Source organism: Taibaiella chishuiensis, assembly GCF_003014535.1.
Taxonomy (GTDB): Bacteria; Bacteroidota; Bacteroidia; order Chitinophagales; family Chitinophagaceae; genus Taibaiella; species Taibaiella chishuiensis.
The window spans coordinates 32,971-59,085 of sequence record NZ_PYGD01000008.1 but is presented as its reverse complement, the minus strand read 5'-3'; the positions used below and the strand labels follow the sequence as shown (position 1 = coordinate 59,085).

Annotated in this window: 22 protein-coding genes; 9 read left to right on the top strand and 13 right to left on the bottom strand. The window is 49.5% G+C overall.

The genetic code is table 11. The annotated features are described in order from the left end of the window. Positions 1–25 precede the first annotated feature (25 nt). The 4 genes from B0I18_RS18295 to rpoN all read left to right on the top strand — a co-directional run bounded on the left by B0I18_RS18295 (position 26) and on the right by rpoN (position 4,427). On the top strand, positions 26–1,255 hold the full coding sequence (locus B0I18_RS18295) for a dihydroorotase (RefSeq protein ID WP_106524198.1): 1,230 nt from the start codon (positions 26–28) through the stop codon (positions 1,253–1,255). Positions 1,256–1,279: 24 nt separating this feature from the next. Continuing rightward, a complete protein-coding gene (locus B0I18_RS18290; protein ID WP_106524197.1) occupies positions 1,280–1,822 on the top strand; it encodes a DUF4199 domain-containing protein in 543 nt (180 codons plus the stop codon). A 30-nt stretch (positions 1,823–1,852) separates the two neighbouring features. Further along, the gene (locus B0I18_RS18285) at positions 1,853–2,863 is read left to right on the top strand and encodes a glycosyltransferase family 2 protein (RefSeq protein WP_245882115.1); all 1,011 of its coding nucleotides are present in this window, start codon (positions 1,853–1,855) and stop codon (positions 2,861–2,863) included. A 70-nt stretch (positions 2,864–2,933) separates the two neighbouring features. Beyond that, positions 2,934–4,427 (top strand): RNA polymerase factor sigma-54, encoded by a 1,494-nt coding sequence (gene rpoN / locus B0I18_RS18280; protein ID WP_106524196.1) that lies wholly within the window; start codon positions 2,934–2,936, stop codon positions 4,425–4,427. A gap of 330 nt (positions 4,428–4,757) precedes the next feature. Here rpoN and meaB read toward each other — a convergent pair whose 3' ends face one another. From meaB to B0I18_RS18235, 9 genes are all read right to left on the bottom strand, one after another. Next, positions 4,758–5,735: a methylmalonyl Co-A mutase-associated GTPase MeaB gene (gene meaB, locus B0I18_RS18275; protein ID WP_219906004.1), complete on the bottom strand. Its 978-nt coding sequence runs from the start codon at positions 5,733–5,735 to the stop codon at positions 4,758–4,760. Positions 5,736–5,750: 15 nt separating this feature from the next. After that, positions 5,751–6,200 (bottom strand): hypothetical protein, encoded by a 450-nt coding sequence (locus tag B0I18_RS18270; RefSeq protein ID WP_146146800.1) that lies wholly within the window; start codon positions 6,198–6,200, stop codon positions 5,751–5,753. Further along, positions 6,197–6,589 (bottom strand): acyl-CoA thioesterase, encoded by a 393-nt coding sequence (locus B0I18_RS18265; protein ID WP_106524193.1) that lies wholly within the window; start codon positions 6,587–6,589, stop codon positions 6,197–6,199. The genes B0I18_RS18270 and B0I18_RS18265 overlap by 4 nt, the downstream gene beginning before the upstream one ends. Then, on the bottom strand, positions 6,586–7,107 hold the full coding sequence (locus tag B0I18_RS18260; protein ID WP_106524192.1) for a hypothetical protein: 522 nt from the start codon (positions 7,105–7,107) through the stop codon (positions 6,586–6,588). Before B0I18_RS18260 ends, B0I18_RS18265 begins: the two co-directional genes overlap by 4 nt. Further along, complete coding sequence (gene scpA, locus B0I18_RS18255) at positions 7,104–9,251, bottom strand: methylmalonyl-CoA mutase (RefSeq protein WP_106524191.1); 2,148 nt, start codon at positions 9,249–9,251, stop codon at positions 7,104–7,106. Before scpA ends, B0I18_RS18260 begins: the two co-directional genes overlap by 4 nt. A 15-nt stretch (positions 9,252–9,266) precedes the next feature. After that, positions 9,267–9,827, bottom strand: coding sequence for a GNAT family N-acetyltransferase (locus B0I18_RS18250; protein ID WP_106524190.1), 561 nt, complete (start codon positions 9,825–9,827; stop codon positions 9,267–9,269). Positions 9,828–9,839: 12 nt separating this feature from the next. After that, positions 9,840–11,168 carry a methylmalonyl-CoA mutase family protein gene (locus B0I18_RS18245; RefSeq protein ID WP_106524189.1) on the bottom strand — a complete coding sequence of 443 codons (1,329 nt, stop codon included), beginning with the start codon at positions 11,166–11,168 and terminating at the stop codon, positions 9,840–9,842. 497 nt (positions 11,169–11,665) lie between these two features. Next, a complete protein-coding gene (locus B0I18_RS18240; RefSeq protein ID WP_106524188.1) occupies positions 11,666–12,085 on the bottom strand; it encodes a hypothetical protein in 420 nt (139 codons plus the stop codon). Between the two features lie 25 nt (positions 12,086–12,110). Further along, the gene (locus B0I18_RS18235; RefSeq protein WP_106524187.1) at positions 12,111–13,265 is read right to left on the bottom strand and encodes a glycosyltransferase; all 1,155 of its coding nucleotides are present in this window, start codon (positions 13,263–13,265) and stop codon (positions 12,111–12,113) included. Positions 13,266–13,374: 109 nt separating this feature from the next. Here B0I18_RS18235 and sucC point away from each other — a divergent pair, with 109 nt between their 5' ends. From sucC to B0I18_RS18210, 5 genes are all read left to right on the top strand, one after another. Continuing rightward, positions 13,375–14,595, top strand: coding sequence for an ADP-forming succinate--CoA ligase subunit beta (gene sucC / locus B0I18_RS18230; protein ID WP_106524337.1), 1,221 nt, complete (start codon positions 13,375–13,377; stop codon positions 14,593–14,595). 376 nt (positions 14,596–14,971) lie between these two features. After that, positions 14,972–15,451, top strand: a complete 480-nt coding sequence (locus B0I18_RS18225; RefSeq protein ID WP_106524186.1) for a DUF3276 family protein — start codon at positions 14,972–14,974, stop codon at positions 15,449–15,451. A 530-nt stretch (positions 15,452–15,981) separates the two neighbouring features. After that, entirely contained in the window at positions 15,982–17,478 is a 1,497-nt protein-coding gene (locus B0I18_RS18220; RefSeq protein ID WP_106524185.1) for a poly(R)-hydroxyalkanoic acid synthase subunit PhaE, read from the top strand. Between the two features lie 273 nt (positions 17,479–17,751). After that, entirely contained in the window at positions 17,752–19,398 is a 1,647-nt protein-coding gene (locus B0I18_RS18215; RefSeq protein ID WP_106524184.1) for a T9SS type A sorting domain-containing protein, read from the top strand. A gap of 597 nt (positions 19,399–19,995) precedes the next feature. Further along, on the top strand, positions 19,996–21,639 hold the full coding sequence (locus B0I18_RS18210; protein WP_146146799.1) for a T9SS type A sorting domain-containing protein: 1,644 nt from the start codon (positions 19,996–19,998) through the stop codon (positions 21,637–21,639). Positions 21,640–21,936: 297 nt separating this feature from the next. On the opposite strand, the gene B0I18_RS18200 is transcribed toward B0I18_RS18210, so the two are convergent. The 4 genes from B0I18_RS18200 to B0I18_RS18185 form a co-directional block, all read right to left on the bottom strand. Beyond that, positions 21,937–22,839 (bottom strand): Omp28-related outer membrane protein, encoded by a 903-nt coding sequence (locus tag B0I18_RS18200; protein WP_106524181.1) that lies wholly within the window; start codon positions 22,837–22,839, stop codon positions 21,937–21,939. 138 nt (positions 22,840–22,977) lie between these two features. Further along, positions 22,978–23,883 (bottom strand): Omp28-related outer membrane protein, encoded by a 906-nt coding sequence (locus B0I18_RS18195; RefSeq protein WP_106524180.1) that lies wholly within the window; start codon positions 23,881–23,883, stop codon positions 22,978–22,980. Positions 23,884–24,026: 143 nt separating this feature from the next. Beyond that, complete coding sequence (locus tag B0I18_RS18190) at positions 24,027–24,944, bottom strand: Omp28-related outer membrane protein (RefSeq protein WP_181358516.1); 918 nt, start codon at positions 24,942–24,944, stop codon at positions 24,027–24,029. Between the two features lie 264 nt (positions 24,945–25,208). Continuing rightward, positions 25,209–26,105: an Omp28-related outer membrane protein gene (locus B0I18_RS18185; protein WP_106524178.1), complete on the bottom strand. Its 897-nt coding sequence runs from the start codon at positions 26,103–26,105 to the stop codon at positions 25,209–25,211. Between the last annotated feature and the right edge of the window lie 10 nt (positions 26,106–26,115).

The following is a 26,115-nucleotide window of genomic DNA, read 5'->3' as shown; positions in this document are numbered from 1 at the left end:
CGCTTTTTATATTTTTGCGCTTCGTATGTCTCTCTTAATCAAAAATGCTACTGTATTAGATCCGCAATCGCCGTTAAACGGGAAGCAATCTGATATCCTGATCCGTAAAGGAACTATAGCCGCTATAGGCAAAAAGCTGACCGATAAAGCCGATAAAGTAATTGAAGGCGAGGCCTTGTATGTAAGCCCGGGATGGGTGGATGTGCTGGCCGATTACTGCGATCCGGGCTACGAGCAGAAAGAAACGATTTCCTCCGGTCTGAATGCGGCAGCAGCAGGCGGTTTCACCGATGTGCTGATCGTACCCAATACCCTGCCGGTAATCGGTACCAAATCCATACTGGAATATGTACAGCATAAAAGCGCCGGTCATAAAGCCGGTCTGCATGTGCTGGGCGCTATATCTAAAAATACCGAAGGCAAAGAGCTGGCCGAAATGATGGATATGCATCATTCCGGCGCTATAGGGTTCAGCGATGGCTGGCACCCGGTGCAGCACGCGGGCCTGATGCTCAAAGCCCTGGAGTATGTAAAAGCCTTTAACGGCATCATCGTACAATTACCCGTACAGGCTTCGCTGTCTGCCGGCGGCCTGATGCACGAAGGTGAGCAATCGGTACGGCTGGGTATGCCCGGTATACCGGGTATTGCCGAAAGCCTAATCGTACACCGCGATATCGAACTGGTACGGTATACCGGCTCCAGGCTCCACTTCTCGGGTGTAAGCACGCCGGAGTCGCTGGCCCTGATCAGGGCAGCCAAGAAAGAGGGATTGGATATTACCTGTTCCGTAACGCCTTACCACCTGCTGTTTACCGACGAAAAACTGAAGGGATACGACAGCGTGTACAAAGTAGAGCCGCCGCTGCGTACCGAAGCGGAAAGGAAGCTGCTCGTAAAAGCGCTGAGCGACGGTACCATCGACTGTATCGCCACGCACCACCGGCCGCAGGAATGGGATGCCAAAGCCAAAGAATTTGAATATGCGCAACCGGGTATGGCCGGCCAGGAAACCTGCCTGGCTATGTTGCTGGAGGCTGCGCCTAAAATAGAACCGGCACGCTGGGTAGAATTGTTGTCGCTCAATGCCCGTAAAATATTCGGTCTGCAGACCCCGGTTATCGCCGAAGGCGCTGCAGCGCGGCTCACCGTTTTCGATACGGCGGCCACCTGGACCTATACCGAAGCCAACAAGCAGACGGTAGGTATCAATTCGCCCTGGATCGGTAAAACACTGACCGGTAAAACTTATTAATTCATACCTGATTTTTCTTAACTTATGAATGGAACCTCCAATTTCGCGACCGGTGTAAAATTTGGCATCGCAGCCGGCATCACGTATATCCTGCTGCTGGTATTACGGTATATGTTTTTTGGCGTAAACCCGCTTTCCCTGGGCGTTGTGGCTTTCCTGTCGTATCTTGTCCTGGTCGTTTTCTTTGTGGTAGCCGCTAATTACCGTAAAAAAGAACTCGGGGGATATGCCGATATCAAACAACTGTTCCAGACTATATTTATCGTAATCCTGATCGCGGAAGTTTGTTATTCCCTTTTTAACTATATTTACCTGACCGTTATCGACCCTACTTATATCGAACGTTTTATACAGAACACCGAGGAGTGGATGGAAAAGATGAAATTGCCCGAGGCGCAGATGGAGGAGATGAGGACCAAGCTCAGCGGCCAGAAACAAACCAGTTTCAGTACCGTGATGCTCGGGTTCTGCCAGGCGATCATCATCGACAGCATCGTGGGGCTGATCGTTGCCTTTGTGATGAAGAAGCAACGGCCGGCGTCCGATTTCGATAATATTAAAATTTAAGTTTTTAACTAACCACCGCAATTTAACCAAGTGAATTCTTCCCATACTGATATCCAGGAGCATGTGGCTCCGGAAAGACCGGAACAGGCAAATCATGCGCCCTGCATATCATTGGTCATTCCTTTGCTTAACGAAGAGGAATCGCTCCCTGAGCTGTCAGCATGGATAGACCGGGTTGCGATAGCGCACCGGCTTACCTATGAGATCATCTTTGTAGACGATGGCAGTACCGATAACAGCTGGCAGATTATCCAGCAGCTGTCTGTTCAGAATCCGCTGATCAAAGGCATTAAATTCCAGCGCAACTATGGTAAAAGCGCGGCCCTCAACGAAGGCTTCAAAGCGGCTAAAGGCGATGTGATCATCACCATGGATGCCGACCTGCAGGATAGTCCCGACGAGATACCCGGGCTGTATGAAATGGTGATGCAGGAAGGCTTTGACCTGGTGAGCGGCTGGAAGAAAAAACGTTACGATAACGCCGTAACCAAAAACCTGCCCTCCAAATTTTTTAATGCGATAACCCGCGGTATGAGCGGCATACAACTCAACGACTTTAACTGCGGCCTTAAAGCCTACAGGCGCCGCGTGGTAAAGAGCGTGGAAGTATACGGCGAAATGCACCGTTATATCCCTGTACTGGCCAAAAATGCCGGGTTCAATAAGATCGGGGAGAAAGTAGTACAACACCAGGCCCGCAAATACGGGGTTTCCAAGTTTGGCTGGAACCGTTTCGTGAACGGCTTCCTGGACCTGCTCACCGTACAGTTTGTAGGCCGCTTCGGTAAAAAGCCGATGCACCTGTTCGGGTTGCTGGGCTCGCTTATCTTCCTGCTGGGCTTTATTATCTCGGTGTACATGATTGTGGCGCGCATCATCTTCGAGGGGTACTCCCTGTCCAACAGGCCGCCTTTCTATATCGCCTTAACCTGTATGATACTGGGCACCATGTTCTTCCTTACCGGCTTTGTGGCCGAACTGATCGTGCGCAATGCCGCCGAACGCAACCACTACCTGATCGAGGAAAAGCTGAAGCTTTAATAGATGTTTCTTTCGCCGGACGGCTTTGCGGTCCCGCGCGAAAAGTTATCTTTGCCCACGGATTCGCAACATGTTAAGACAGACACAGCAACAGAAATTAACGCAGAAATTATCACCCCAGCAGATTCAGCTTATGAAACTGCTGCAGGTACCTACTGCCAACCTGGAAGAACGGATTAAAGATGAACTGGAAGGCAACCCTGCACTGGATGTAGGCTCTGATACGGAAACAGATCCTTACGGGCTGGATGAAAGGGAGCAAACAGGGGAAAGCAACAACGACGAAGGTGAGCAGGACTATGAGAAAAACGATGAGTTTGAAAACATTGACGTAAGCGATTACTTAAGAGACGAAAACGAGAACCAGAGCGACTATCACCTGAACGAAGGGCACGACGACGACGACGAGCCCCGGACTATACCGGTAAAAGTAGAAACCAGTTTTTCTGAATACCTGAGCAACCAACTCGGTATGCTGGAACTGGACCAACGCCGCCAGGAGATTGCCGAACAGATTATCGGCAGTATCGACGACGATGGCTACCTGCGCCGCGACGCTATATCCATTGCCGACGACCTGGCCTTTAACCGCAATATCTTTACCGACGAACAGGAGGTCAAAGAACTGATCCTGAAGATCCAGGACTTCGATCCGCCGGGTGTGGCTGCGGCTAACCTGCAGGAATGCCTGCTGTTGCAGCTGTACAAGATGGAGACCGAAGAAACCAACCCGGCTGTAAAACACGCCGTGACGATCCTCGATCATTTCTTCGAAGAATTTACCCGTAAACATTACGACAAGATCAAACAGCGGATGAAGATCTCGGAAGAGCAATTCCGCGACGCGATCAATGTTATCCTCAAACTGACCCCCAAACCCGGAAGCGCATTTGCCTCTTCGGATAAACTGGGCGGTTATATTATTCCCGACTTCTTTGTCTACAACAATAACGGCGAACTGGAGCTGACCCTCAACGCCCGTAATGCGCCTGAACTGCGTATTTCGGAAGGATACCGGGAAATGCTGAAGACCTATGATTCGGGGCAAAAGAAAAATAAAGAGCAGCGCGAAGCCCTGTTGTTTATCCGCCAGAAAATAGATTCGGCCAAGTGGTTTATCGATGCGATCAAACAACGCCAGCATACCCTGCTGGTTACGATGAATGCTATTATGAACTACCAGAAGGAGTTTTTCCTGACCGGCGATGAAGGTTCGCTGAAACCCATGATCCTGAAGAATATTGCGGATCGTACGGATATGGATATCTCTACCATATCGAGGGTGGCTAATAGTAAATATGTGCAGACCGAGTATGGTACCTACCTGCTCAAATTCTTTTTCTCCGAAGCTATTGTCAACGAAAGCGGCGAAGAAGTATCTACCCGCGAAGTGAAAAGGATACTGAGCGACCTGATTGCGCAGGAAGATAAAAAGAAACCGTTGTCGGATGAGCGGTTGATGGAGCTTTTATCGGAGCAGGGGTATAATGTAGCACGCCGCACCGTTGCCAAATACCGCGAACAACTGGATATCGCCGTAGCCCGCCTGCGCAAAGAAGCGTGATTGTAATTTTGAATGTTGAGTTTTGAATTTTAAGTTATGGGTAGTGAGTATTGGGGAGTGAGTATTGAGATATTTGAGGGTTAATTGTCATCCTGAGCATCGCGAAGGATCTCATTTTTTAGTATCAAGTATCAAGTATCAAGAGGACGATTGTCATCCTGAGCATCGCGAAGGATCTCATCCGTTAGCTGGCTTTATTAACGTGTAAAGCATCGCGTACCAAGAGGACGATTGTCATCCTGAGCGAAGCGAAGGATCTCACCAGTTAGCTGGCTTTGCAAAAGTTATGGCCCTCAGCTAGCCGGCCTTACAAAAGCTAGCCGTACCCCCCTAAATTAATCCACTCACCTTGCGTACGGCAGAGTAGGGGCTGGTATGCCCGGCGCTGATGTCCTGTTCCAGTTGCAGGATTTGTTCTTTAAGTCCGGGGCGGGAAAAGAGCACCTGGCGCAGCTGTTCGTTCAGCAGGCGCTGAAAGGCAAACAGGTTCTGTTCTTTGCGTTTTTGTACGAGGTAATGGTTGGCTGTTTGATGTTGTATGTATTTTTCGATCATCGCGTCTACTTCCGCGATACCCGAATGTTCGTAAGAAGAACATATTTTTACTTCCGGTATCCAGCCGGAGGGATGAGGAGGCAGGAAATGCAGGGCCCGTGCATATTCGCCACGCGCCATTTTTGCTTTATCGATATTTTGACCATCCGCTTTCGTAATCACCAGCCCGTCGGCCATTTCCATAATACCCCGTTTAATACCCTGCAGTTCATCGCCGGCTCCGGCCAGCATCAGCAGCAGGAAAAAGTCGGTTATATGGCTCACCTCCGTTTCACTCTGGCCCACGCCCACCGTTTCGATAATGATGGTATCGAAGCCCGCAGCTTCGCAAAGCAGGGTGGCCTCTCTTGTTTTATAGGTAACGCCGCCCAGGCTGCCGCTGGCAGCCGATGGCCGTATAAAGGCCGATGGATGCACCGATAGTTGCTCCATGCGGGTCTTATCGCCGAGTATACTGCCTTTGCTGATGCTGCTCGATGGGTCGATGGCCAGTACGGCTACCTTTTTTCCTTTACCGATCAGGTGCATACCAAACGATTCGATAAAAGTGCTTTTGCCTACACCGGGCACGCCTGTAATGCCTATGCGCACGGCATTGCCGGTCAGGGGCAGGATAGCGTCGATCAGTTCGGCAGCCAGTTGCTGGTGTTCGGCCCTGGTCGATTCAATGAGGGTTATGGCACGGCTCAGCGTAGCAATACTACCTTGTTTAAGGCCAGCTATATAATCGGGTATATGGAGTTTATGACGCAAAAAAATAGTTTTGTGTTAAGCAGAAAAATCTTCTGTTTCTTTGAGCGACTGCTCAAACCATAGGCCGGTTTCCGGGGCAGTTCCCTGCGTAAATGCCTGCTGTAGCAGTTTTAGATACCGTTCCGGATGTCCGAATGCATTGGGTTCGGGGCACAGCCCAACTATAAAACAGGCATCGTTGTCCAGCTTTAAGGCCAGGGTGGTTGCATTACATTTTACGTTAACTACGGTTAGCCCATGCAAGCTTTCGAAGTCCGTACAGGGCTCAAAGTCGTCCAGCGGTATATCTTTCTTCCGGCAACCACCGGCCCATATTTCGTATACGCCGCGGTCTGTCTGCAATACGTACTTTTCAAAATAGCGGTCTGTGGTCCGGTATACCTGCCGTTCATCGCATACTGACTGACCGGCATATAGGCCGTATACCTCACGCCACAGGCCGGTGATCATTGCTCCCTTGATCATTCTTCGCGCAGCCTTTCGTCCGAATAGGTAATCTCTGTTTTGCCATGCGGGAAAGGAACGCCTTCGTCGTCGACACTCACAAAAACGATCTTTTCTATAGTCAGGATCAGGTTTTGGGTGATCTTGTTCCGCACCTGGCAAGCCAGGGTAAGCGAGGTTCGCCCGAAGGCCGTGGCTTTGATACCCAGCTCTACGATATCGCCCTGCCGTGCCGAACTCACGAAATTGATCTCTGACATATACTTGGTCACTACTTTATTGGTACCCAGCTGTATGATGGTATAGATCGCCGCCTCTTCGTCGATCCAGCGCAGCAGGCTGCCGCCGAATAAGGTGTTCCGGGCATTAAGATCTTCCGGTTTGATCAGTTTGCGGGTGTAGAAATTCATGATATCAATCGTTTAAAACTGCTGATAAAATCACGGATATAAAGGTCATGCTCCTTGTCTTCGGGAAATACCGAACGTAAGGTTACGGACCGGTCTTCGTTTTGTTGTACCACCATATTGCCGGCATACAAACGTTCCATCGATGTTTCCCAAATCGTTACGCCTATTGTTCTTTGCCTTGCGGTCTGCCGGGTGCCGGTAAAGTTGCCGGCAATCAGAAAGCTGTTGCCGGAACATACGGATACGGTTTCGATCACGAAAAAGGGGCTGATCGTTTCCGCGTTGCGGGCCAGCAGTTCGCGGATTGCTGCGATATCTTTATCCGTACTGATCGTTGCCAGGGCAAAATCCAGTTCAGCAGCAAGCGGGTCCTGGTCAGCACCTGCATTGAGCACTGCCTCGCTGTACAGTGCAGCTTGTTTTCTTTTACTACGGTTATTGGATAGTATCCGCAATATCGATGGCGTATACATTGCTGTGATCGCTATAAAAAATATCCAGAGCAGTAACAGGATCATGCTTCGTGCATTTCGATCAGTTTATTCAATACGTCTTTCGCGCTTTTGGCAATAATCGTTCCCGGCCCGAATACAAAGGCTACGCCCGCCTGGAACAGGAAGTCGTAATCCTGTTGCGGGATCACACCGCCGGCGACCACCATAATATCTTCACGGCCATATTGCTTCAGTTCTTCGATCACCTGTGGCACCAGGGTCTTATGACCCGCGGCCAGGCTCGATACGCCCAGTATATGCACATCGTTCTCTACGGCTTGTTTGGCTGCTTCGGCCGGCGTCTGGAACAGCGGACCGATATCCACATCGAAGCCCAGGTCGGCGAAGCTGGTCGCAATTACCTTGGCGCCGCGATCGTGGCCATCCTGGCCCATCTTGGCGATCATGATACGCGGCCGGCGGCCATCAAGCGCTGCAAAGTCGTCGGCCAGTTGCCGGGCCTCCTGGAAGTTTTTGTCCATAGCAATTTCTTTGGAGTATACCCCGGCGATAGAGCGGATACGGGCCTGGTAACGGCCGTATATTTTTTCCATGGCAAAGGAGATCTCGCCCAGTGTGGCCCGGAGCCTTGCGGCTTCGATGCCCAGGGCCAGCAGGTTGCCTTTGCCGCTGCGGGCAGCTTCGGTAATGGCATCCAGCGCCTGTTGTACCTTAGCTTCGTCGCGGACGGCTTTTAATTGTTGCAGTCTTTCGATCTGCTGTATCCGTACCCTGGCGTTATCTACATCCAGGATTTCGATATTGGAGGGTTCGTCGGTAAGATAATTATTTACGCCCACGATCACGTCTTTGCCACTGTCGATACGGGCCTGCTTGCGGGCAGCCGCTTCTTCGATACGCATTTTGGGTACGCCGGTCTCGATCGCTTTGGCCATACCACCCAGCTGTTCTACTTCTTCGATCAGCGTCCAGGCTTTACGGGCCAGTTGTTCGGTAAGGTACTCCACGTAATAGGAACCGCCCCAGGGGTCTACCGTACGGCAGATATCGGTTTCCTGTTGCAGGATGATCTGCGTATTACGGGCAATACGGGCGCTGAAATCGGTAGGCAGGGCAATGGCTTCATCCAGCGCATTGGTATGCAGGCTCTGTGTATGTCCCATGGCTGCGGCCAGGGCTTCTACACAGGTACGGGTCACATTGTTGAAGGGGTCCTGTTCGGTAAGGCTCCAGCCGCTGGTCTGGCAATGGGTACGCAAGGCCATGCTCTTTTCCTTTTGCGGGTCGAACTGTTTGACCAGTTTGGCCCAGAGCATGCGCGCAGCACGCATTTTGGCGATCTCCATAAAATGATTCATACCAATAGCCCAGAAGAACGACAGGCGCGGTGCGAAATCGTCGATGGCCAGGCCGGCCTTGATACCGGTGCGGATATACTCAAGGCCGTCGGCCAGGGTATAAGCCAGTTCGATATCGGCGGTAGCGCCCGCTTCCTGCATATGATAACCGCTTATCGATATGGAGTTGAACTTGGGCATGTTTTGCGAAGTAAACTCGAAAATATCGGCAATGATGCGCATCGAAGCTTCGGGCGGATACACATAGGTATTACGCACCATGAACTCTTTCAGGATATCGTTCTGTATGGTGCCGCTCAGTTTATCCATGCTCACACCCTGTTCTTCGGCAGCTACGATATAAAACGAAAGGATGGGCAGTACGGCGCCGTTCATGGTCATCGAAACACTCATTTCGTCCAGCGGTATCTGGTCGAACAGGATCTTCATATCCAGGATGGAGTCGATCGCCACACCGGCTTTACCCACATCGCCCACCACGCGTTCGTGGTCGCTGTCGTAGCCCCGGTGCGTGGCCAGGTCGAAGGCCACCGAAAGGCCTTTCTGGCCTGCGGCAAGGTTCCTGCGGTAAAAGGCATTACTTTCTTCTGCCGTACTGAAACCCGCATACTGGCGTATGGTCCAGGGCTTCTGTACATACATGCTGCTGTAGGGACCGCGCAGGAAGGGCGTAATACCCGCTGCAAAATGCAGTTGTTGCTTATCCCCGATATCGGCAATCGTATAGGTCTTTTTTACATCGATATCCTCTGCCGTCCTGAACACGTCGGGTGCTGCCTCATCGCCGGGGGAGGATACCGGCGCTTTATTGCCGGCTTTGTATTGTATTTGAGAAAAATCTTTACGCATGTATCGTACGCTGTTTTAAGCGTTATTTTGATATGGAGTGATATTGAATTCTTTCTTTAATAGGGCAAAGACAAGCGAGTCTTCGAGCCGGCCGTTCTTACAGTAATGTTCCCGCAGCAGCCCTTCCCGGCTAAAGCCGTGGGCCAGTACCAACCGTTGCGAGGGCTCGTTTGCCGGGCTGATCAGGGCTTCAACCCGGTTGAGCTGCATATCGTTGAAACCGTATTGCAGTACCGGCATAAAGGCTTCTTTCATAAACCCTTTATTCTTGTCGCTGTCGCACAGCAAGCCATAACCGATCTCGGCGCGGGCATGTTCTTTGTACCAGGTATGGTACCCGCATTTGCCTATGGTCCTGCCCGAGCTCTTTTCTACCAGGTGAAATACCAACATCGAAGTCCGGTAGGTGCTCAGACCGCCTTCCAGTTTTTGCTTTTCCTGCTGTAGTTCTTCAGCACTGGCGCAACCGAAAAAGGCCATGGCCTCAGCCATGGTGTACCGGGTAAATACCTCCTGGTAAGTCTCCGGGGTTACCTTCCGGAGCAGCAGCCTTGTGGTTTCCAATGTATCGCTCATCTTGTATCCGGTTTAAACCAGGTGTTCGGTCAGTTTTACATACCGGATGCCGGGGCCTGCGGTTTCCTGCCTGGTTTCCGGTACGGGCATATCCGTTGCGTTCGGGTATTTGTTCACCCCGATCAGTATGCGTTTGCCTTCTTTATATTCCTGTATCCAGGCAGCAGCCTGGGTTTCTATTTGTTGTCTGAGGGTGCCGGAGGCAAAGGATGCGATCAGGCCGCCTTCCTGCTCTATGGCCTGGAACTGTTGCCAGGCCTGCGCTGCGATCTGGCTGGTCAAGGATTCGAGATAATAAGATCCGGCGGCGACATCGGCTACTTTGTCGAGGTAACTTTCGTCGCGGAATACCAGTTGCTGGTTGCGGCTCATACGGCTGCTGAAACCATTGGTTTCCTTTACATTTTCGTCGAAAGCCCGTATCAGCAGGCTGTTACAGCCGCCGATCACACCGGCCATGCCCGCAATGGTATCACGCAGCAGGTTGCTGTAGGCGTCGAAGCGCGAACGGTAAGTGCCGCTCGTTTCGATATGCAGGTGCAGGGCCGGGTTGCAGTTATAAGGCTGCAGCAGCAGGGGTAATAACTGTTGCAGGGCGCGCAGCTTCGCGATCTCTTCAAAAAAACCGGTGCCGGTGGCCAGTGTCAGGTGTATTTTACGAATGCCGGCTGTACGACCCGCTTCGTCCATCCAGTGCAGGTATTCATTTAACTGGGCCAGGGCGCAGGCCAGCTCCAGCGTGCTGTTGGCGCCGGCGTTCTGGAAGGCGGAGGCATCCACACAAACCGCGGTGAAGTCTTTGGCTGTTTCTGTAAAGGCAAGAAATGCGGCACGCGGATCGTCCTCGATCCATTCGCCGATTTGCAGGTAGGGCGTTACCGGGTCGAAGGCAATACTGCAATTCAGTTGTGCCGGGTCGATTTGCTGCGCTTCCAGGTATTGCAGGAAGGCCGTTACGAAGTCCTGTTCGTTGCCCGAAAGCGAAAAATGGGTATAGATATAACGGATCTCGATATCCTGCAGCAGCAGGTCGAAGTCTACGGGATCGTTAACGGTAAAGAAAAGTCCGGAGGCGCCTCCCTGCAGTTCTTTCAATGCCAGTTGGTTGGCTGCTTTGCAGTCGCCCACTTCGATCGCCGCGCAGATCTCCCATTCGGGTTTACCGAACAAAGCGGCGGCGGGTTCGGGTTCGTCTTCTAGGGTATAAAAAGGGTGAACAGTAATACCATTACGGTCGGTAACGGACAGCTGTTCGAAGGTAATGCCTTTAAGGTCTTTGACGATCCGTGCTTTCCATGCATCGGCATCGGCAGTGGCAAACCCTGAAAATAGTTGCTCCATAATTCGTGTAAATCTGCTTGTACGGAAAATACCCGGCAAATATACTTTAGATATTTTAGTATCAGGTATCAGGTAGCAAGTATCAAGTAGAAAGTATCAAGTAGAAAGTATCAAGTAGCAAGTATCAAGTACCAAGAGGACGATTGTCATCCTGAGCGCAGCAGGGTAGTTTTGAATTTTGAGTTTTGAATTTTAAACTGTTGAAGTGTCAGTTGTCATCCTGAGCGCAGCGAAGGAGCTCATCGGTAAGTTGGCTTTATTAGCGTGTAAGGCGCCAGGTATCAAGAGGACGATTGTCATCCTGAGCGCAGCAGGGTAGTTTTGAATTTTGAGTTTTGAATTTTAAACTGTTGAAGTGTCAGTTGTCATCCTGAGCGCAGCGAAGGAGCTTACCGGTTAGCCGGCTTTACCGAAGTACTACCCGCTACTAAAATCTAAAATCTCAGATCTCACATCTCACATCTCATATCTAAAATCTAATATCTAAAACCTAATACCTAAAACGTATTATACGGATTATCCGCTTTTGTAGCGGCTTCGATCTTATCGACGATGTACTGCCCCTTGTCCTTGTTGTCGTTATTGTTGTTCTCGCCGCGCCAGGGAAGGCTCCTGCGGTATTGGTTATAATGCACCCGTATCTGCATCCCGATCAGGTTTTTAAGCGAGTCGGCCACCGATTCGTCGGTAACGGAGAAGTGAAATTCGTTGGTGTTGAGTCCGCCGGTGCGTGCAGAACGCAGACCCGGTTGGAGGATCACGCCTTCATAGGTTTTGAACACATCGCCCTTACGCGAAAAACTGTACAGGATGCCTTCCCGTTGCCCTTCGTCGTAGCGGTTATAATACTTAAAGTAGATATAGCCTGAAATAGAAGCCACCAGGATAAGAGCAACGAAAAATATGGTCTTGCGCATAGCAATAAATTTTGGGGTTCGGGTATTATTTAACGGTCCTCCCTTTCCACTGGTAGCTGCCGAATTTTCCCAGGAAGCCCGCTGCAATGATATACAGGATATGCAGGGGTTGTAATAAAGGGAAATACCAGAGCTCGCGCTGCTTGCCGTAAAACCGGGCTACAGGTACCAGGAAAACCAGTTCTATCAACGTTTTGGCAAAAAGTATGCCGAATAGCCACAACCAGTAATAAACCTGGAAAAAACCTGCTGCAAACAACGCAATAAAGCTAAGATTAAATAGATAAATAAAAGCTAAAATGACGATTAGTTTTTTATCATCATACTTGTCTGCCTTCGACGACCAGCGGATGCGCTGGTTCAGGAAGTCGCGCCAGCCGGGCTGTGCGGCTGTAGCCACAATGGCGTGCTCTGATTTCAGGTAAGCAATACGGCCGGGGTATTGTTGCTGCATCTTATGCATTAGCAACATATCGTCGCCCGAGGCAATATGGTCTATACCTTTATAACCACCCACTGTATTAAAAGCGGCCTTACTGAAGGCCAGGTTGGCGCCGTTGCACATATTGCCCAGGTTCATCTTTACCGAAGCTGCGGTAATGCCCTGCATGGTCATAAAGTCGAGCGACTGGAAATAATACAGCGTATCCTTTGCGCCGCGGCTATTGCCGGGTGTAAAGCTTACGGGGGCTGCAACGAATACGGCCTGTTCCTGTTCATAAATGCCGGTTATGTTTTGCAACCAGTGGGGCGGTACGATACAGTCAGCGTCGGTGGTGATGATCAGTTCGCCTTGGGCCTCGCCGATGGCTATTTCCAGGGCCTTTTTCTTATACGAGTTCAGGCGTTCATCTTTGGAGAGGTAGTCCTGCAGCCGCAGTACGCGGCCTTTGCCGCCGGTGAGCAGGGCATCGCCCAGGGCTCCGGTATCGTCGGTGGAGAAATCGTCGATCAACAGGATCTCGAGCAGGGCAGGGGGATAACCGTTGTCCAGTATGGACTGCAGGCAGGGCCCTATATTCCCGGCTTCGTTACGGGCCGGGATAATGACCGTAACGGTAGTAGCAGGCGTAGATCCCGGTGGGGTATAACCGGGCTGCCTGTGCCAGCCACGGCTGTACATCAGCATCAGTGCTACATATATAAAGAAGAGGGTAAGTGAAATGATGATAATTGTCATGATTGGCCGGGGAAATCACGCTATGGCAGGATTTGCGTCTTGTTCCGGCAGCGAAAAAAATCAACTTTTTTTGAATTATACACTATCTTCGCCAAAATTTTTCAAAAAAATGAATCTTCACGAATATCAAGCTAAAGAACTATTAAAGCAATACAACGTACCTGTACAGGAAGGTATTGCTGTCGAAAGTGTTGAAGATGCCGCTAAGGCCTACCAACAGATCGCTACGGAAACCGGAAGCAAATTTGCTGTACTGAAAGCGCAGATCCATGCCGGTGGACGGGGTAAGGGTACCATGAAAGAAGTACCTTCCCAACATGGCGTTCAGGTAGTTAAAAGTGTTGAAGATGCCTCTACTGCTGCTAAAAATATATTAGGCAATACCCTGGTTACCATCCAGACCGGCGAAGCGGGTAAAGTGGTAAGCAAGATCCTGCTGGCTAAAGATATGTACTACGACGGACCATCCGACCGTAAAGAATTTTACCTGTCTATCCTGCTGGACCGCGCTAAAAAACAGAACGTGATCATGTACAGCACCGAAGGTGGTATGGACATCGAAGAAGTAGCGCACAGCACTCCCGAAAAAATCTTCAAAGAGTGGGTTAAGCCTGGCTTTACCCTGCAGGGCTTCCAGGCGCGTAACATCGCGTTCAACCTGGGCCTGAGCGGCGAAGCACAAAAGAATATGGTGAAATTCATCACCAACCTGTACAATGCATATGTAGGCCTCGATTGCTCGATGCTCGAGATCAACCCGCTGTTCAAATCTGCTGATGACAAGATCATTGCCGTGGATTGTAAAATGAACGTGGACGATAACGCCCTGATGCGTCATAAAGATGTAGAAGCCCTGCGCGACAAGTCTGAAGAAGATCCTACCGAAGTAGAAGCCGGTGAGTTTAACCTGAACTATGTAAAACTGGACGGTAACGTAGGTTGTATGGTAAACGGTGCTGGTCTGGCTATGGCTACCATGGATATGATCCAGCTGGCCGGCGGTCAGCCTGCCAATTTCCTGGACGTTGGTGGTACCGCTAATGCGCAAACCGTAGAAGCCGGTTTCCGTATCATCATGAAGGATCCTAACGTAAAAGCAATCCTGATCAATATCTTCGGTGGTATCGTACGTTGCGACCGTGTTGCAGCCGGTGTAATCGAAGCCTATAAAAACCTGGGTAATATCGAGATCCCGATCATCGTGCGCCTGCAGGGTACCAATGCCGAAGAAGCTAAGAAACTGATCGAAGAAAGCGGCCTGAAAGTACAGTCTGCCATCCTGCTGAGTGAAGCGGCAGAACTGGTACAGCGTGCTGTAAGCGTTAACTAAGCTGGTATTGGGATAGGAGTATTGGGTATTGAGAGAAAGGGAGATAAACAGTTATCAACCTGCCTGGTACCCGGTACCTGTGAGCTATAAGATTTGATACCTAAGATCTGATATCTATCATCTTACATCTAATATCTAATATCTAATATCTCACATCTAATACCTAATATCTCACATCTAACATCTAATATTTAAGAAAGACACACCCTTGCCGGTGTGTCTTTCTTGCGTTCTGTATGCCCCCGGAACAGCTGCAATAGCGATCAATACAGGTTTTAAAACTGACAAAACTTTTACCATGATTTAATTTGATAACATGTTAATGTTCCTTACTTTTGCTACGCTAAAATTTACTCACTACTAAAATCATTGAACTGTGGCGTACGACAACAACAAACCATTTGAAGAAAAGCGCAATTTTGAAGAAAGGCGTAACACCGAAAGCCTCTTTAGCAAACGTATCAAAGCGGGGAAAAGAAGGACTTACTTTTTTGATGTGAGAGAAACCCGTGGCAGCGATTATTTCATTACCATCACAGAAAGCAAAAAACGCTTCAATGATGACGGTTATGATCGCCACAAAATGTTTATTTACAAAGAAGATTTCAACAAATTCCTGGCTGCACTTACCGAAACCATCGATTTCGTAAAAACAGACCTGATGCCTGATTTCGACTTTGACGCCTTTAACCATGACGACCAGGACGAGTTTCAGCCCCGCGAGTTTGCCGAGGTAGAAAACGGTAATGCAGTAGTTGCCGAAGCTGCAGCAGAAACCCTGTCTACCGCCACTTCCGAAACCGTTAGTTTCGACGTCGCAGCCGACGATACCGATGTTGATGCCTGGAAAATTTAATGATTACAATGATACGCTATAGAAAGAGCTTCCCCCGGGAAGCTCTTTTTTTTATGGCGGTAAACAACTCGCGGTGCGCTGCAGGTGTTCGCCCGTTCCCCCTTTCATGCCGGTATCGATGCTGTTGCAGCTCGTCGGGTGGGGGAGCCAGCGACCAGGTCTGGGTTATCTTTGCATAGTAAACGTGTTCCAGGGTCGGGAAAAGTCCCGTTTATTATTTATATTTTATTTGTGTTTATATATAGACTTTTGTTCGTCATATTTTCGTAATAAAAATAATTTTTTTACTTTTATTAATAATATATGCTTACTTTTGCACCCTGATTTTAAGAGTAAAGAATCTTTCTGAACGGTAATGAAGGCGTTGTAATATGGGGGGCGAGGATAATAATTTAGTCATTAACAGGTAATCTTCCGTTAATTTCTTCGACTATAATTTTGCTTAGGTATTAAGGCTATAATTTTGCTTTTTTTAAGTACTCTTTAATTGTTATCAAGAATAATCTTATCATTTTTTAAAATAAACAGCAATGGCTACTCAAAACGGTAAAAATTTTGTAGAATCCGTACTGGAGGCACAAAAGAACCTTGTGGATTCTATGGTAGAGAATACCAAGAAAGTTACGAACGGCAACAGCTTTATCAATGAGACCATTGAAAAAGGAACCGAAGCGTATAAGAACTGGATCGAACAGCAGAAAAACACGTTTAGCGGCGCAACACAGAAAGCAGAGGAAACTAAAGAAACGGCCAAAGAGAGCTTCAACAAAGCCAGCGAAGTATACCAGAACTGGCTGAACACACAGATTAACTGGGCGAAACAAGCCTGGGAGATGAACCAGAACTTTATTAAAACCAATACCCCGAATACCGATGCTTTCAAAAGCACCAATCCTACCGATTGGTTCAATGCGATGAGCAATAACTGGAACAGCTGGATGAACCAGGCCAACCAGGCTAACCAGTGGATGAACTTCATGCAGCAGTTCAACCCGGCCAACATCGGCGAGCAGATGAAAAAAACTGCGGATAACTGGACCGGTATGTTCAACCAGTATGGCGATATGCTGAAAAGCTCTTTTGCAGACATGCAGAGCAATATGCAGAATGCAACCACGCAGGACGCATACAGCAACATGATCAATGTAGCTGCCGGTTTCGGTAAGTTCCATGAATTATGGGCGCCTTTCTGGAAATCCATCCAGGAGAAAAGCTTCAACGTAGACCAGTTCAAACAGGCTTTTAACTTCGAAGGTTATAAAGAACTGATGGACAAATTCTTCGGGTTTATGCCTGAAGCCGGTCGCCAGTATATGCAACAATCCGGCGAATGGTTCAACAACGGCGTTAAGAATGCTATGCAGGCCGGTAAAACCAATTTTGCCAATGGCCGCGAATTCTTCGGCGCTATGAATCCTTTCGGAGGTCAGAACGTATTCGAAACCGCGCTGAACCGCTACCAGGGTATGCACCAGGCTTTCCAGGACGCAGTAGCGCCTATGGCACGCATGGTTACACCTAACCAATACACCAAAACCGCTACCGAGTGGTCGGATATCGCAGACCGCATGGCGATCTACAATATCAAGAACGCCGAGATGCAGTATATGATCTACCAGCAGGGCAATAAAGTAATGGACCGCCTGGTGGAGCATGTTGCCAACAAAGTAGAGAACGGCTCTGAAGTAAGCAGCCTGACGGCTATGTACCAGGAGTGGCTCAACATCTGCGATAAAGTTTATGTAGAGCTTTTCGAAAGCGACGAATACAGCAAACTGATGGCAGAGGTGAGCGCCATGCAGCTGAAACTCCGCAAGGAAATGGATCTGCAGGCCGAGAAAATGCTGGGCAACCTGCCGGTAGCTACCCGCAGCGAAATGGACGAACTTTACAAAGTGATCTACGATCTGAAAAAAGAAGTACGCCAGCTGGAAAAAATGCTCGAAATCGAGACCGAAGAAGAACAAGAAGAAAGCACAGATGCGGCCGAGGCAAAAGCGCCCCGCAAAACTGCCGCTAAGAAATAAGTAGCAATACAAGCTTATCAGGTAGCAAAGCCCCTGGCCTTATGGTCAGGGGCTTTTTCGTCCGGGCAAATAAAATGCCTTATAAAAGGAATGTATGATTTATCGCTAAATTTGCCGCCTGAAAAAGAGGGCCTCTTGCATCAGACAACTATTTGAAGACCTTATATCACCGTAGCAGAGCTCCTGTTGCACGTAGTTATATAATGACCGGAAGCGGTCAGGGGAAACCGGGCCCCTTAACAAGACCAGGCCAAAAACCAATGTAATTCCATTATGAAACCAAACTTTACCAAAAAAACAGCGGTAGCTGTATGGCTATCTTTATCGGCATTTGCGGGCGGAGCAAATGCCCAGTGTTTAACGGCAACTTACGGGCAGTACCCGGATGGTACCTATTTTCCTACCTGTTCCGGTACGGCATGGTCTATTGCCTCTGATTGTTTTGCAGGAGAATACTCTGTGGTCAATGTCACTGCAGGGGTGCAGTACACTTTTTCCAGTACCATTATTGCAGACTACCTCACTATTGCTAATGAAGCGGGTACCACGACATTTACATCCGGAACATCGCCGGTTGTCTGGACCGCTACGCTCAATGGTAACGTAAGATTTTATACCCATACCAATGCGGCGTGTGGCGAGCAGAATTCAGGCAGGCAAAGGCGTGTGCAATGTAACAGCACGGTACCTGTACCGGCAGCTTGTGCCACCAATACCTATCCGCAAAATGCACATACCGGCGTACCGGTTAACCCTTCGCCTGTATTAACCTGGACACCCGTTGCCGATGCTTCGGGCTACCGTCTTTATTCGGGCACTACCGCCGCGGGAGCAACTTATCAGAAGAACGTTGTCGGGTCTAACACTGCCTTTACCGGTTTTGCTCCCAATACTACTTATTACTGGTATGTGGTGCCGTTTAATGCCAGTGGCGAAGCGATAGGCTGTGCAAGCACGATAACCTCGTTTACTACCGGCGCCTTAAGTAATGATAACTGTTCCGGCGCCATTGCCATCAATGCACTGTCCGGTACGGTATCCGGCACTACAAACGGCGCTACGGAAAGCATGCCTGCAGGTGCCTGCGAGGGCGAGCTCTCCAACCAGGCCCGCGATGTCTGGTATTCCGTTACTGCCGATGTTACAGGTAATCTCGCTGTGCTTACTGATGAGTTCCCATTCCAGGATGATATGGTGTGGGAAGCGTACAGCGGCACCTGCGGCAATCTTTCGGCAGCCATAGCCTGTAGCGATACCCTTGGCAGCTTAACGATTGCTGCCACTGCAGGACAAACTTATTATATCCGGGTTTACCGTTTCAGCAGTACACTCCCGGGCAACTTTGCCATGCAGGTTTCCGGTACCGCATTGCCGGTCACGATGGATAAGCTTACCGGCAAACTGAACCCCAAAGGGATGGCCGAACTGAACTGGAAAACCCTGGCCGAGCAAAACAACAAAGGCTTCCAGGTGCAGCGTTCAGAAGATGGTATCACGTTTCGCACCATTGGTTTTGTAGCTTCAGGGGCTGAAGGCGGCAATAGCAAGGCAGCGCTGGCTTATGGCTTTACCGATGCTAACGCTGTAAACGGAACCGCTTACTATCGCCTGCTGCAAACCGATATCGACGGCAAAACCGAATGGTCCAACACGGTAAGGCTTTCGGCCCAAACAAAGAACGCCTTCGAACTTGTGGCTGTGCCTAACCCGGTTAAAGATAAAGTGAGCGTCAGGATTTATGGCGAAAGAGGCAGCCAGGCAAGGATCCTGATAACGGATCTGAATGGCAAAACCGTGCGCCGGCTGCAGGTTACCGCCGATGAAACCAATGTAGACCTGGGCGCTGTACCCGGTGGTATTTACCTATTGAAGTATACCGATGCCAACCGCAGCGAAACCCTCAAAATAAGCAAACAATAGATTATTGCTGCCTGGTTGGGGCGCGAAAAAAACAAGCCCGGCAATTTTTTTGCCGGGCTTGTTTTTTGCCCCTCCGGCAACCCCTGATCCGGATATCCTTCCTTTAGTAACGGGCAATAAATGGGGGGCGATCCAGAGCCTGCCGGCATATTGCTGTAGCGCGTATCCGGGAAGGGGAACAGGCAATATACCCGCCTGTCGCTGCAAAAAAATAAAATGCTTTGTGAATAAATTGTATAATTTTCGTTAAGTTTACCGCATAAATATGGAGTACTACTTGCATATGATCCGATTAAAACAGGTCGGTTTATATCGATGTAGATGATAACCAAGACCCTTTGCACGTGGACCTGACCTTGAAAAAACCTGACCGGGATAGCAGTTGTTTCCTGCAGCCTGCCTGAAGCCCGGTACCCGCTTCGTTTTGCAGCGTAAGCTGCTTTTTTTGATACACCGAAACGTGTACCGTTATCCTATTGCCGTATGTGGACCCGACCCGGCCTTACCTGTTCCCGGCTGCGCGTGGCATCTTAAAAAAACAAAAGGGGGAAATGCCGAAAACCCAATCCAGAGTAGGCAGACCAATTCAATATCATAATGAAATCAACCATTACAAGAAAAATTGCAACAGCAGTAACCCTGTTGTCTTTATCTGCATTTTCGGGAACGGCACAGGCGCAGTGCCTCAATGCCCCAACCTACGGACAGTATCCCTCCAATACTTTTATCCCGACCTGTGCCGGTACCACTGCCAGCATTGCCACTGATTGTTACGCCGGCGAATACTCTGTCGTGAATGTGACCAGCGGCGTGTCTTATACCTTTTCCAGTTCTATCAACACCGACTACCTGACTATCGGTGATGAGACCGGAACAACAGCGTTTACCTCCAGCGTTACACCACTGGTATGGACGGCTACCGTTAGCGGCAATGTAAGGTTCTATACCCATACCAATGCAACCTGTGGTACGCAGAATACGAGCAGGGCCAGAAGGGTGCAGTGTACCAGTTCTGTACCGTTACCTGGTTGTACCACCAATACCTACCCGGCAAACGGCGCTACCGGCATTAATCTTAACCCGTCGCCCACTTTCTCCTGGAACCCGTCGCCCGGTGCTTCCGGTTATCGTTTCTATATCGGTGGAACTGCCGCTACGGCCACTGCGATCGGTATCGTTAGCACGCCGTATATCACCGTTTTAGGCGCCGCACCCAATACCACTTACTTCTGGTATGTAGTGCCTTTTAATGCAAGCGGCAATGCTACCGGTTGTATCAGCAGCGCTACCTCCTTTACTACCGGTACGGTAACTAACGACGATTGCGCCGGCGCAATAGCCGTGAGCACAGTGTCTGGCGTGCAGACGGCCGACGCTAATTACGCCACGCAGAGCCTGGCCGGTTGTGTGGGTACTACAGCTAACGACGTTTGGTATAAGGTAACCACCGACTTCCCGGGCAACTTTACGATCTCCGCCCTGGCCGGTGGTACCGGCAATGCAGTGCTGCAAGTGTTCAGCGGTACCTGTGGCAGCCTGACTTCCCTGCAGTGTGTAAACGCGGCAGGCGCAGGGGCTATTGAAACCTATACCGTTACCGGTGCGGCGGCCAATGCTACTTATTACTTCCGGTTATACGAATTCGCAGGTTTAAAGACCACCTATAACTTTGTCGTTTCCGGCTCGGCACTTCCCGTAACTATGGATAAACTCCAGGGTAAGGTAACGGACCGTGGCCTTGCACAACTGAGCTGGAAAACCCACTCCGAACAAAAGAACAAAGGTTTCGAGATCCAGCGTTCTGCCGATGGCATTGATTTCCGTACGGTAGGTTTCGTGCACTCGAAAGCGCCGCAGGGCAGCAGCCTGGAAGTGCTCAATTATAGCTTTACCGATGCGGAGCTGGTGACCGGCGCGGCGTATTACCGCCTGGTTCAGACCGATATCGATGGCGCTACCGAAATGTCTAATACAGTAAGACTGTCATTGAAAGGAATGGGCGGCTCTGAGGTCGTAGCCATACCCAACCCGGTTAAAGATAAAGTAAGCATCCGTATCAATGGTGAAAGAGGCGCCAGTGCTATGGTGCAGATCACCGACCTGAGCGGTAAAGTGGTACGTCAGCTGCAGATCTCCGCCAACGAAACACAGGTGGATATGAGCTCGGTTGCCAATGGCATTTACCTGCTGAAATACACCGATGCCAATCATACGCAGACCATGAAGATCACGAAACAATAATTTTATTCGCCTGATGTGAGCAGGTTTGAATAAAGGCCCGGCAACACCTGTTGCCGGGCTTATTTTTTGAGCGTGCATGGATACAGCACAGCAGGCGGAACTGTAACATGCGGTGTTATGGATGGTATAGCCTGTTTGTACAGGGTTACACCGTGCTGCCTCAGATCTTAAGCTGTGGCCTGAAACGTGGATACGTTTGGCGTAACGGCAATAAAAAACGGCTTACCGGAGTAAGCCGCTTCATGGTGCTGAATCTGAACCGCAAATATTATTTAAGATTTACTTCCTGTACCTGTATTATTTAAGATTGACTTCCTGTACCTGGTAAACGTGTATGTCTTCCGGTGGTGCTGAAGCGCTTACAAAAGCGAGCACTTTCATGTTTTCAGGCTGCCAGAATTTTTGAGCGGGGTCGGAAGCGTCTATCTTTAAAGCCGTACGGTAAATATAGGTCAGGCCGGGCTCTTTAGTAGGATGGGAATCGAGGATCACTTTGCCCTCGGCGGCTGTAATTGCTTTACGCAATACATGGTTGTAGGTGATCAGTTCATCGGCATCAATAAAAGCGTCTTTAATTTTGCTTTCGGTAAGATAGATGGAAAGGGTATTGGCGCCGGTTACCGCCTTGGTATAGTGCACTGTGGTGGTAATATCGTACTGGTCTTTTTCTGTGTTGTATTTAGACTCCAGTTTAATATTTACCGGGGTCGTATTGCTTTTGGCTTTCATGGATGAGATAAGGGTAGGCCAGTTGTTGGCGCCATCTACGAGATACCGGTTGCCGCTATTGCCCAGCATCCAGCGGTCGCCCGATGCACAGGGCATATTGCCCACCTCGCCGAACAGGCGTTGTACGATGCGCAAGCCCTCCGGCACTGCCAGGTTCTGGATGCTTTTGGGTTCCCGTTCGGTAATCATCCGGGCAAGGTGCGATACGTGGATCGTTACTACTTTTAAACGGTCCTGGTTTTGCTTGTTTAAGTCTTCCATAAATGCGGCCGCTTCAGGACAATTGCCGCAGCGTACGCCACTCAGTTCCTCTACCAGGAAGTTTTTGGGTTCCGGCGCCTCCGGTGTCTTGCTTACATAAGTGGTATCTTCTGCGAGGTTGTCGTTCCCGTCTATAGATACCCCGTGTTCCTTACACGAGGCAAAGCCTGCAATAAGCAGGATGGCCATGTAGCTGATCTTTCTTTTCATGCGTGGTGTTTATCGATGTATATTTTTCCAAAATACTGCGTTTTCTGTTAAAAAGCTACGCCGGTTCTTTTAAATATACGAACGCGGCTTATTTATTGATAAGCCGCGTTCCCGGTTGTACGAACCCGGTTATTTATTTTATCTGAAATCGGTTTCCTGCACCTGGAGTACACTTTTGTCGTCCGGCCCGGGATTACTTACAAAAGCAACGACTTTCATGTTTTCAGGTACCCAGAATTTTTGCCGGGCATCGGTTTTATCTACTTTTACTGCTGCGCGGTAAATATATACACGGCCTGGTTCTTTGTTTACGTTTACCAGGAAAGGCCGGCCTACCGGATCGGTTACCGCCTTACGGAATACATGGTTATAGGTGATGAGGGTGTCGCTATAGGTGAATGCATCTTTAATATTGTTTTCTGTCAGGTAGATAAATAGCTTGTTTTCCCCTTTTACGGCCTGGGTATAATGCAGGGTCACGGTTATATCGTACTGGTCTTTGTCTGTATTGTATTTCGATTCCACCTTCAGGTTCACGGGCGTTTTATCTCTTCTTTTTTTCATTTCTGCGATCCTGGGGGGCCACTGGTTGGCGCCGTCTGCAAGGTATACATTGGTGCCGGTACCCTGCGGCCAGCGATCGAAGCAGGCCGTGGGTTTACTGCCTTGTTCGCCGAAAATTCCGTTAAGGATCTGCGAGCCGTCACCGCCTTTTCCCGTCGAGAGGTCCTGGATGCTTTTAGGCTCCCGGTTGGTGATCATATCGGTAAGGGTGCCCTGGTGTATGGCTATAATGCGGAACCGGTGGTCATTGTCGCCGTTCAGCTTTTCCAGGAAGGCCGCGCCTTCCGGGCAGGCGCCACATTTCACGCCGTTCAGTTCTTCCACCAGGAAGTTTTTAAGTTCCGCCGGTTCCGGCGTCTTGCTTACATAGGTCGTATCTTCTGCAAGGTTGTCGTTACTGTTTATCGATACCCCGTATTCCTTGCACGAGGTGAAACCTGTTAGGAACAGGAGGGCTATGTAACCGATGCTCTTCTTCATTTATGCTATTTTTATTTCGGGTATAATGTGTATCAAAATACGGTGTTTACACCAGGAAAAAAGCGACCCGGGACAAGGAATATACCAAACCGGCTTTATTGTTTGTAAGTGTGGTTTTATTACCTACGAAACCCGCAATTTTTTTATTGGAGATTAACCTCCTGTACCTGGAGCACGCTCTTGTCTTCCGGGCCGGGATAACTCACAAAAGCAACCACTTTCATATTTTCAGGTACCCACATGGCTTGCTTGGCATCGGTTTTGTCGATCTTGAACGCGGACCGGTAAATGTAGGTGCGGCCCGGGCCTTTGTCTGTATTCCTGAGGATAAGTTTGCCGGTAGGGTCGGTTACCGCTCCGCGGAATACATGGTTATAGGTAATATTGGTATCGCTGTCGATAAAGGCGTCTTTAATGTCATTTTCGGTCAGGTACACAAACAAATTGTTGTCGCCGGTTACGGCCTGGGTATAATGCAGGGTTACCTTAATCTCGTACTGGTCTTTTTCTGCATTGAATTTAGATTCCACTTTCAGGTTTACGGGTGTCTTATCCCTCCTGGTTTTCATCTCTACGATCTTCTGTGGCCAGTTGCTGGCGCCGTCTACCAGGTATTTATTGGTGCCGTTGCCAATAGGGTGACGGTCGAACGATACACAGGGTTTATTACCCTGTTCGCCGAAAATAACGGACAGGATCTTGCCGCCATGTACCGTCGTAAAATCCTGGCGGCTATTGACTTTAGGCGCCGGGCGGTCTTTGATCATATTGGTAAGCGATCCCTGGTGGATGGCCACTACGCGGAACCGGTTACCATTGGCTTCGTTCAGCTCTTCGAGGAAAATAGCGCCGGCAGGGCAGTTGCCGCAACGCACGCCGCTCATCTCTTCGGTCAGGAAATTCTTTACCTGGGCCACTTCTACGGTGTCGCTGATGTAAGTGGTTTCTTCAGCAACGTTTTCTTCGTCGTTTATGGAAACGCCATGTTCCTTACAGGAGGTAAAACCGGCTATCAGCAGGAGGACCAGGCAGCCCGTCATCAGGGTTGTTCTTGCTTTCATGTATGGAGTATTCAATAGGTGTATAATGAGTTTATAAAAAATCGTTAGGATCGGATGCATACAGGAACGATGAGTGGCGTGGAGGGAAGCACAGGACGGAGCAGACCAAGACTGTAAGCCAACTGCAGCCAGGGGGCGGTTATGCGGACAAATGGCAGAAAGGGCAATAACCGGACCGGGCTAAATACGAAAAACGGGACTTATGGTTAGATAAGCCCCGTTTTTTATTAATTAAGAAGTAATTTATTTCGCTGAACCTGGTTTTTATTTCAGGCTGGTTTCCTGCACCTGCAGCACACTCTTATCGTCAGCCGTACCATTGCTTACAAAAGCCACGACTTTGATATTGTCGGGGTTCCAGAAAGCTTGTTTGGCGTCGGTTTTGTCGATTTTCAAAGCAGCGCGGTAAATGTATACGCGGCCGGGCTCTTTGGTCACCGTGTTCAGAATGAGCTTACCGTCGGCAGCTGTTACGGCCTTGCGGAATACGTGGTTATAGGTAATCAGTGTATCGGCTTCGACAAAGGCGTCTTTGATGTTATTTTCCGTGAGGTAGATAAACAGTTTGTTGTCGCCGGTTACCGCCTGGGTATAATGCAGGGTTACGGTAATGTCGTACTGGTCTTTTTCTGCGTTGAATTTAGATTCTACTTTGAGGTTTACCGGTGTTTTATCCCTTTTGCCTTTCATTTCGGCAATTTTAGGAGGCCAGTTGCTGGCGCCGTCTACCAGGTATTTATTGGTACCATTGCCTATAGGCCAGCGGTCGAACGATACGCAGGGTTTGTTGCCCTGTTCGCCGAAGATCAGCTGCAGGATCTTTCTGCCGTCTTCTGTGGTAAAATCCTGGATACTGTTGGGCACGCGGTCTTTGATCGGGTTGGTAAGCGATCCCTGGTGGATGGCTACCACGCGGAAACGGTTGCCATTGGCTTCGTTCAGCTCTTCAAGAAAAATAGCGCCTTCGGGACAGTTGCCGCAACGTACGCCGCTCATTTCCTCGGTCAGGAAATTTTTTGTTTCCGCCTGTTCCACCGTTCCGCTTACATAAGTGGTGTCTTCCGCAAGGCTTTCATTGCCGTCGATAGATACCCCGTGTTCCTTACAGGAGGCTGCAAATAAAGCAACAAATGCTGCAAACCCGATAAACTTCTTTTTCATCTATAGATTT

Bases quoted from the DNA above. Each gene is read 5' to 3' on its own strand.
- scpA (WP_106524191.1), bottom strand. From the start codon at position 9,251: ATGCGTAAAGATTTTTCTCAAATACAATACAAAGCCGGCAATAAAGCG.
- B0I18_RS18265 (WP_106524193.1), bottom strand. From the start codon at position 6,589: ATGAATTTCTACACCCGCAAACTGATCAAACCGGAAGATCTTAATGCC.
- B0I18_RS18235 (WP_106524187.1), bottom strand. From the start codon at position 13,265: ATGACAATTATCATCATTTCACTTACCCTCTTCTTTATATATGTAGCA.
- B0I18_RS18185 (WP_106524178.1), bottom strand. From the start codon at position 26,105: ATGAAAAAGAAGTTTATCGGGTTTGCAGCATTTGTTGCTTTATTTGCA.
- B0I18_RS18190 (WP_181358516.1), bottom strand. From the start codon at position 24,944: ATGAAAGCAAGAACAACCCTGATGACGGGCTGCCTGGTCCTCCTGCTG.
- rpoN (WP_106524196.1), top strand. From the start codon at position 2,934: ATGTTAAGACAGACACAGCAACAGAAATTAACGCAGAAATTATCACCC.
- B0I18_RS18220 (WP_106524185.1), top strand. From the start codon at position 15,982: ATGGCTACTCAAAACGGTAAAAATTTTGTAGAATCCGTACTGGAGGCA.
- B0I18_RS18240 (WP_106524188.1), bottom strand. From the start codon at position 12,085: ATGCGCAAGACCATATTTTTCGTTGCTCTTATCCTGGTGGCTTCTATT.
- B0I18_RS18210 (WP_146146799.1), top strand. From the start codon at position 19,996: ATGAAATCAACCATTACAAGAAAAATTGCAACAGCAGTAACCCTGTTG.
- sucC (WP_106524337.1), top strand. From the start codon at position 13,375: ATGAATCTTCACGAATATCAAGCTAAAGAACTATTAAAGCAATACAAC.
- B0I18_RS18295 (WP_106524198.1), top strand. From the start codon at position 26: ATGTCTCTCTTAATCAAAAATGCTACTGTATTAGATCCGCAATCGCCG.
- B0I18_RS18200 (WP_106524181.1), bottom strand. From the start codon at position 22,839: ATGAAAAGAAAGATCAGCTACATGGCCATCCTGCTTATTGCAGGCTTT.
- B0I18_RS18290 (WP_106524197.1), top strand. From the start codon at position 1,280: ATGAATGGAACCTCCAATTTCGCGACCGGTGTAAAATTTGGCATCGCA.
- B0I18_RS18270 (WP_146146800.1), bottom strand. From the start codon at position 6,200: ATGATCAAGGGAGCAATGATCACCGGCCTGTGGCGTGAGGTATACGGC.
- B0I18_RS18250 (WP_106524190.1), bottom strand. From the start codon at position 9,827: ATGAGCGATACATTGGAAACCACAAGGCTGCTGCTCCGGAAGGTAACC.
- B0I18_RS18245 (WP_106524189.1), bottom strand. From the start codon at position 11,168: ATGGAGCAACTATTTTCAGGGTTTGCCACTGCCGATGCCGATGCATGG.
- B0I18_RS18195 (WP_106524180.1), bottom strand. From the start codon at position 23,883: ATGAAGAAGAGCATCGGTTACATAGCCCTCCTGTTCCTAACAGGTTTC.
- B0I18_RS18260 (WP_106524192.1), bottom strand. From the start codon at position 7,107: ATGATCCTGTTACTGCTCTGGATATTTTTTATAGCGATCACAGCAATG.
- B0I18_RS18215 (WP_106524184.1), top strand. From the start codon at position 17,752: ATGAAACCAAACTTTACCAAAAAAACAGCGGTAGCTGTATGGCTATCT.